Annotated in this window: 4 protein-coding genes; 2 read left to right on the top strand and 2 right to left on the bottom strand. The window is 78.4% G+C overall.

All coding sequences use genetic code 11. From position 1 onward, the window contains the following. On the top strand, window positions 1–1,614 hold a 1,614-nt coding region (locus tag GTR00_RS11070), incomplete at its 5' end, for a GGDEF domain-containing protein (RefSeq protein ID WP_205705553.1). Between the two features lie 10 nt (window positions 1,615–1,624). Continuing rightward, a complete protein-coding gene (locus tag GTR00_RS11075) occupies window positions 1,625–3,745 on the top strand; it encodes a SpoIIE family protein phosphatase (protein ID WP_166611680.1) in 2,121 nt (706 codons plus the stop codon). A gap of 42 nt (window positions 3,746–3,787) precedes the next feature. Here the strand turns inward: GTR00_RS11075 and GTR00_RS11080 are convergent, their stop codons facing one another. Together GTR00_RS11080 and GTR00_RS11085 are read right to left on the bottom strand one after the other, a co-directional pair. After that, window positions 3,788–4,168 (bottom strand): ATP-binding protein, encoded by a 381-nt coding sequence (locus GTR00_RS11080; protein WP_166611681.1) that lies wholly within the window; start codon window positions 4,166–4,168, stop codon window positions 3,788–3,790. 202 nt (window positions 4,169–4,370) lie between these two features. Then, window positions 4,371–6,704 (bottom strand): SpoIIE family protein phosphatase (locus GTR00_RS11085; RefSeq protein WP_205705554.1); only part of this gene is annotated, 2,334 nt, incomplete at its 5' end.

The following is a 6,704-nucleotide window of genomic DNA, read 5'->3' on the forward strand; positions in this document are numbered from 1 at the left end:
GTCCAGGGGCCGCGCGCGGGGCGGTGGACCGCGCCGCGGCGCCGCCGCGCGTGCGCGGCGCTGGTGGCCGCGGTGCTCGCCGGCTGGGCGGTGCTGCTGGCCCGCTACGGCGGCTCGATCGACACCGCCGTCGTGGGCGGGGAGGTCCTCGCCACGCTGCTGTTCACCGCGGTGGCCGCGCTGGCGCCGGGCCGCCGCGCGCGCCGGGCCGTCGCCCTCCTCACCGCCTACGTGGCCCTGACGGCCCTGGGCGACGCGTACTGGCTGCTCACCGTGGACCCCACGGGCCTGAGCTTCGCGGACCGCGAGTTCGAGCCGGGCGTCACCGTCGCCCTGCAGGTCGTGCGCTACACCGCCCTGCTGGGCCTGCTCGCGCACGCCACCCCGCCGGCCGGCGGGCGCCGCTGGACGTGGCGGCGCGGGGTCGCCCAGGCCCAGGTGACCGTCAGCGTCACCGCCCTGCTGCTGCTCACCACCCCCCTGGGGGCCCTCGTCGACGACGGGCGCTCGTACTCGCTGTTCTGCTTCTTCGACGCCGCGGTGGCCGCCGCCGCCCTCGGGGCCGTCGTCGGCGCGGCGTGGACGGCGCCGCGCCCGGACCGGCGCGCCAGCGCGCTGCTGGCCGCCACGGCCGCCGGGGTGGCCCTGCTCGTGCTCGGCGACGCCGTCGTGGTGCTCAGCCTGACCCGCGAGGCCGCCCCCACCGGCAGCGCGGGCATCGCGTGCGTGGTGCTGGGCGCCGTCGTCCCGCTCGTGGCGAACCTGCGCACCGGCCCGCCGGCGCCCGGGGCGACCGCGCCGCTGCCGCGGCTGGCGCAGCGCAGCCACCCGCACCTGGTGCTCGTCGTCACCGTCGCCGCGCAGGTGCTGGCGCCGCTGGCCGTCAGCGCGCTGGTCGCCTCCCGGCTGACCGCCGCCGGCGCGCCGGGCGCGGCACCGGGCCCGGGGGCGGCCACGCTGGGCACCGCCGGCGCGGCCCTGGCGCTGTCGCTGGTGCTGGCGCTGCTGCAGGGCCGGCGCGCCCAGCTCGCGCAGGTCGCGGCGGCCGCCGCCCAGCGCGACGAGCTGACGGGGGCGCACACCCGCCGCGGCCTGGCCGCGCACTTCGACCGGCACGTCGCCGGCGCGGCCGGCGCGGCCGGTGCGGGCGGCGGGGCCGGCTGGACGCTGGCGCTGCTCGACCTGGACGGCTTCAAGGCCGTCAACGACACCTTCGGCCACGACGCGGGCGACGAGGTGCTGCGCGCGGTGGTGCGCCGCGCCGCCGCGGTCGTCGACGGCCACGGCGTCCTGGCGCGCCCGGGCGGGGACGAGTTCGTGGTGCTGCTGCACACCGGCGCACCGGCCGCGCCGGCCACGCGCGCGGTGCTGGGGGCGCTGCGCGCCGCCGTCGGCGCGCCGGTGCCGCTGCCCGGCGGGGGCAGCGCCCGGGTGGGCACCTCCCTGGGGGCGGTGGCCGTCGCGCCCGGCGCGGACCTCGCCGGCCTGCTCACCGCCGCCGACCGGCGCATGTACGAGGACAAGCGCCGCCGGCAGCGGGCGGCCCCGCCCGCTGCCACCCGTCCGCAGCACGGGCGGGCACCAGCGATGGAGCGCGCCGCGCCGCCGGGTTAGGCTCGCCGGGATGGACGGGACCAACGCCGCGCTGGCGCGCGACGCGGTGACGGACACCCTGCCCAGCGTGGTGCACAACCAGCCGGGTGCGGTGCTGCTGGTGCGCACCTCCGACGGCACGGTCCTCTACGCCAACCCCCTCGCCGAGCAGCTGGCCCCCCACGCCGTCCTGCCGTGCCCGGTGGACGAGTGGTCGCGCTCGGCGGGCCTGCAGGCCTCCGACGGCTCGGAGCTGTCCGACCCCGCCAGCGGCCTGCCCGCCAGCCCCCTCTCGCGCATCGCGCGCGGCCAGCCCGTGGGCGGCGAGCGGGTCAGCGCCGCGCGCGGCAACGACCTCGCCGGCGCCCGCGAGGCGCTGTGGGTGGTGGGCCTGCCGCTGCACGAGGCGCCCCTGGAGCAGCTCAGCGCCCTGACGCTGGTGGTGCTGCTGCCGCTGCGCGAGGAGGCGCTGGTGCGCGGGGCGCGCGAGTCCGCCGAGCAGCTGCACAGCCGTGCCGTGCTCGCCAGCGACCTGTCCTTCACGATCTCCGACCCGAACCAGGACGACGACCCCCTGGTGTGGGTGAACCCCGCCTTCGAGAAGGTCACCGGCTACGGCAAGGACGTCCTGGGGCGCAACTGCCGCTTCCTGCAGGGCCCGGGCACCGACCGGGAGGCGGTGCGCCGCATCCGCGAGGGCCTGCGCTCGGGCGGCACCGTCACCGAGCTGCTGCTGAACTACCGCAAGGACGGCACCGCGTTCTGGAACGAGGTCGTCATCTCCCCGGTGCGCGACACCTCCGGGCGCATCACCCACCACGTGGGCGTGCAGTCCGACGTGACGCTGCGCGTGCAGGCCGAGCGCGAGCGCGACGCCGCCCTGGACGTCGCCCGCGACGCCCGCCGCCGCCTGGAGTTCCTCTCGCAGGTCACCGAGGAGCTGTCCGCCGTGCTCGACCCGGACGAGGCGCAGGACCTGCTGCCCTCGCTGGTGGTGCCGGGCCTGGCGGAGTGGGCGTTCGCCACGGTGCTGGACTCCTCCGGGCGCACCCGGCACATCCGCGCCGCGCACGCGCGCCCCGAGCGCGCCGCGGACGCGCGGCGCTTCCAGCGCCTGCAGGCGGACCTGCTGGACACCTCCGTGTCGATGCGGGTGCTGCGCGGGCAGCTGGGCCCGAGCCTGCTGAAGGTCACCGAGGCCGACATGGTCCGCGGCGTGCGCGACCAGGGGACGATCGCGCTGATGCGCCGCCTGGGCCTGGGCAGCGCGATCGTGGTGCCGCTGCGCGCGCGCGGGCAGGTCACCGGCGCGCTGACCCTGCTCAGCGGCCCGGACCGCCCGGCGTTCACCGAGGACGACCTGCGCACCGCCACCGACCTGGGCGCGCGCGCCGGCGTGGCGCTGGAGAACGCGCGGCTGTACGCGCAGCAGCGCCGCTCCTCGGAGACGCTGCAGCGCAGCCTGCTGACCCGGCCCAGCGACGCGCCCGGCCTGGAGGTCGTCACCCGCTACGCCCCGGCCGCCGAGGCCGCGCAGGTCGGCGGCGACTGGTACGACGCGTTCACGCAGCCGGACGGCGCCACGACCGTCGTCATCGGCGACGTCATGGGCCACGACGTGTCGGCGGCGGCGGCGATGGGCCAGCTGCGCACGCTGGTGCGGGCGGTGGCCTACGACCGCTCCGCGCAGCCGCGCGAGGTGCTGCAGCGCCTGGACCGCCTCCTGGAGGGCCTGGGGGTGACGACGCTGGCCACGGCGGTGGTGCTGCAGCTGGACGCGCACTCCGAGGGCGGCGAGCGCCTGGTGCGCTGGTGCACCGCGGGCCACCTGCCGCCGGTGGTGGTGGGCCCGGACGGCTCGGTGGGCGAGCTGGCCGGCGACGGGCTGGTCGTGGGCCTGGGCACGCACGGCGAGCGGGTGCAGCACGAGGCGCGCCTGGCGCTGGGCTCGACGGTGCTGCTGTTCACCGACGGCCTGGTGGAGCGGCGCGACCGCTCGATGGAGGAGCGCCTGGCGCAGCTGCACGACACCGTGGCGGAGCTGGCCGGCGCGCCGCTGGAGCAGCTGTGCGACGAGCTGATCCGCCGGATGCTGCCCGGCGGCAGCGACGACGACGTGGCCATCGCCGCGGTGCGCGTGCTGGCCCGCTGAGCCGGAGCTCGCCTCCCCCCGGCGCGTCGGCCCTTCTGCGCGTCAGCCCTTCAGGTCGCACCACACGCTCTTGCCGTGCCGCTCGACCCGCACCCCCCACGCCTCGCTGAGGGCGTCGACGAGGTCCACGCCGCGCCCGGACTCCGCCTCCAGCGGGGAGCGCTTGTGCTGCGGGCGCTCGCGGCTGCCGTCGCTGACGACCAGGCGCAGCACCGCCACGCGGCAGTCCACCGCGGCGCGCACCGGGGGCAGGCCGTGGCGCACCGCGTTGACGGCCAGCTCGGACAGCAGCAGCAGGGCCCGTTCCAGGGCGGCGTCCTGGTGCACCCGGCACAGCGAGGCGCGCAGGAAGGTGCGGGCCCGCCGGGCCGCGGACAGGTCGGCCGGCAGGGCCACCTCCGCTCGCGGCGTGACGTCGCACATGCGCCCATCCTGTCCGGGAAGCCCCCACCCCGCCCTCCGAACCCGCGGGCCCCGGGGTTCCCACCGGCCCCGCAGCGGTGGCAGGATGGTCGCGGCGCCGGCCGGGGCACGTGGAGGGGAAGACCACGAGTCCCGGCCGGCGTCGTGCGTGCGGGCGACCTCGCCGGCACGCGCCCCGGGCCGGGGCGGGCCCGCGCGGCCCTCAGGCGCTCGCGCAGCCGGCGCGCACGTGCACCGCCACCAGCGCCACGTCGTCCTCGGCGCCGCGCGGCACCAGGCGCTCCAGCACCGCGTCGCACAGCTCGTCCAGGTCGGCGCCGGCGAGGTCGGCGACGGCGGCCACGAGGCGGCGCACGCCCTCGTCGACGGGCTGGTCGCGGCGCTCCACCAGGCCGTCGGTGTACAGCAGCAGGGTGGAGCCGGGCTCCAGGAGCAGCTCGTGCTCGTGGCGCACCTGCTCGGCGTCGATGCCCAGCAGCAGGTCGTGCACGGGGCCCTCCAGGGCGCGCACGGTGCCGTCGGGGGCCAGCAGCACCGGCGGCGGGTGCCCGGCGTTGGCCCAGCGCAGCAGGGCGGCGTCCCCGCCGGCGCGGGCGCGGTCCTGCGCGGCCGCCGGTTCCAGCGCGGCGACCACGGCGGTGGCGGTGGTGACCAGGCCCAGGGTCGCCATCGCCGCGTCGAGCCCGCGCAGCACCTCCCCGGGGGTGCCGGAACCGGCGACGGCGACGCCGCGCAGCAGGTTGCGCACCTGGCTCATCGCGGCGGCGGCGTCCACGTCGTGGCCCATGACGTCGCCGATGACGACGAGGGTGGAGCCGCCCGGGTGGGGGAAGGCGTCGTACCAGTCGCCGCCGACCTGGGCGGCCTGCGCGGCGGGGTGGTAGCGCACGGCCACGCGCAGGTGCTCGGGGTGCACGGGGGCGGTGAGCAGGCTGCGCTGCAGCCCCTCGGCGATGCGCTGCTGCGCGCCGTACAGGCGCGCGTTGTCCAGCGCCAGGCCGGCGCGGTCGGCGATCTCGGTGGCGGTGAGCAGGTCGTCGGAGGAGAAGCCGGGGCGCTGCGCGCCGCGGAAGAGGGTCACCGCGCCCACCAGGCGCCCGCGCGCGCGCAGCGGCAGCACCACCATCGACTCCGGGGCCAGCTCGCGCACCACCTCGCAGGTGCGCTCGTCGCTGAGGTGCCGGCACAGCTCCTCGGCGGCGCCGGTGTCCACGACGACGTTGCGGCCGGTGGTGCGCGCCCGGTGCAGGGGCGCGCCGGCGTCCAGGGCGTGCAGGCGGCGCTCCTGGTACTCGCGCACCAGCGGCAGCAGGGAGGGGTCGACGTGGGCGGCGCCGATGTCGCGGAAGTCGCCGTGCTCGTCCAGGAGGGTGACCACGCACCAGTCGGCGAGCGTGGGCACCAGGTGCTGGCCCAGGCGGGCCACGCCCTCCTCGGCGTCCAGGGTCTCGGAGAGGTCCTCGCTGACGCCGACGAGCACCCGCAGCCGCTCGGCGGCCTGCGCGGTGGCCGCCGAGGCGCGCTCGGCCTCCTCCACGGCGGCGCGCCGGCCGGTGACGTCGTGGAAGTACACGGACAGCCCGTCGGGGCCGGGCCAGGCGCGCACCTCGTACCAGGCGTTCAGCGGCTCGGGGTAGTGCTCCTCGAACTCCACGGCCCGGCCGGTGGCGACGGCCGCGCGGTACTGCGTCTCGAAGCGCGCGCCGAGGGCGTCGGGGAACAGCTCCCACACGTCCCCGCCGAGCAGCTCGGTGCGCGAGCGCCCCAGCAGCTTCTCGGCGTGCGCGTTGACGTAGGTGAAGCGCCAGTCGCGGTCCAGGGAGAAGAACGCCGAGGACATGGTCTCCAGCACGCGGGTGACGCGGGCGTCGGACTCGCGGTCGGCGGTGGTGTCGTAGGCGGCGCCGAGGAGGCGGGCCGCTGCGCCGTCGGGGCCGGCGAGGACGGTGCCGCGGGCCTTGAGCCAGCGCACGTCCCCGTCGGGGCGCACGACGCGGTACTCGGCCTCGTAGTCGTCGACGGCGTCGATCGCGGCGCGCAGCGCCTCCTGCACGCGGGGCAGGTCGTCGGGGTGCAGGACGTCGGTGAACTCCTCCAGGGGCCCGGTGAAGCGGGCGCGGGGGAAGCCGAACAGCTCGCGCAGGCGGTCGTCCCAGGTCAGCTCGCCGGTGGTGAGGTCCCAGTCGAAGCTGCCGATGCGGGCGGCGTCCACGGCGAGCTGCCAGCGCAGCTGGTCGGCCGGGTCCCCGGGGGCGGGCCCGCCGGCCAGCTCCAGGTGGGCGGCGACGTCCTGGGCGAGCTGGGCCAGGACGGCGGCGTCGGCGTCGTCGAAGGTGCGCGGTGCGGCGGCGAGCACGCCCAGGGCGCCCAGGGCGGTGCCGCCGGCGCCGGTGAGGGGGACGGCCAGGACGGCCGCGCCGCGGGGCCCGCCGCGGGCGGCGCGCACGACGGCGCCGCGGCGGGCGGCCTCCAGGCACGCCTCGGCGAGCTCGGCGGCGGTGCGGTGCGGGCCCTCGGCGGGGACGAGCACGGGGGC

The sequence above is a fragment of the Kineococcus indalonis genome (assembly GCF_009906395.1).
In the GTDB taxonomy this organism is placed as follows: domain Bacteria; phylum Actinomycetota; class Actinomycetes; order Actinomycetales; family Kineococcaceae; genus Kineococcus; species Kineococcus indalonis.

Bases quoted from the DNA above. Each gene is read 5' to 3' on its own strand.
- GTR00_RS11080 (WP_166611681.1), bottom strand. From the start codon at position 4,168: ATGTGCGACGTCACGCCGCGAGCGGAGGTGGCCCTGCCGGCCGACCTG.
- GTR00_RS11075 (WP_166611680.1), top strand. From the start codon at position 1,625: ATGGACGGGACCAACGCCGCGCTGGCGCGCGACGCGGTGACGGACACC.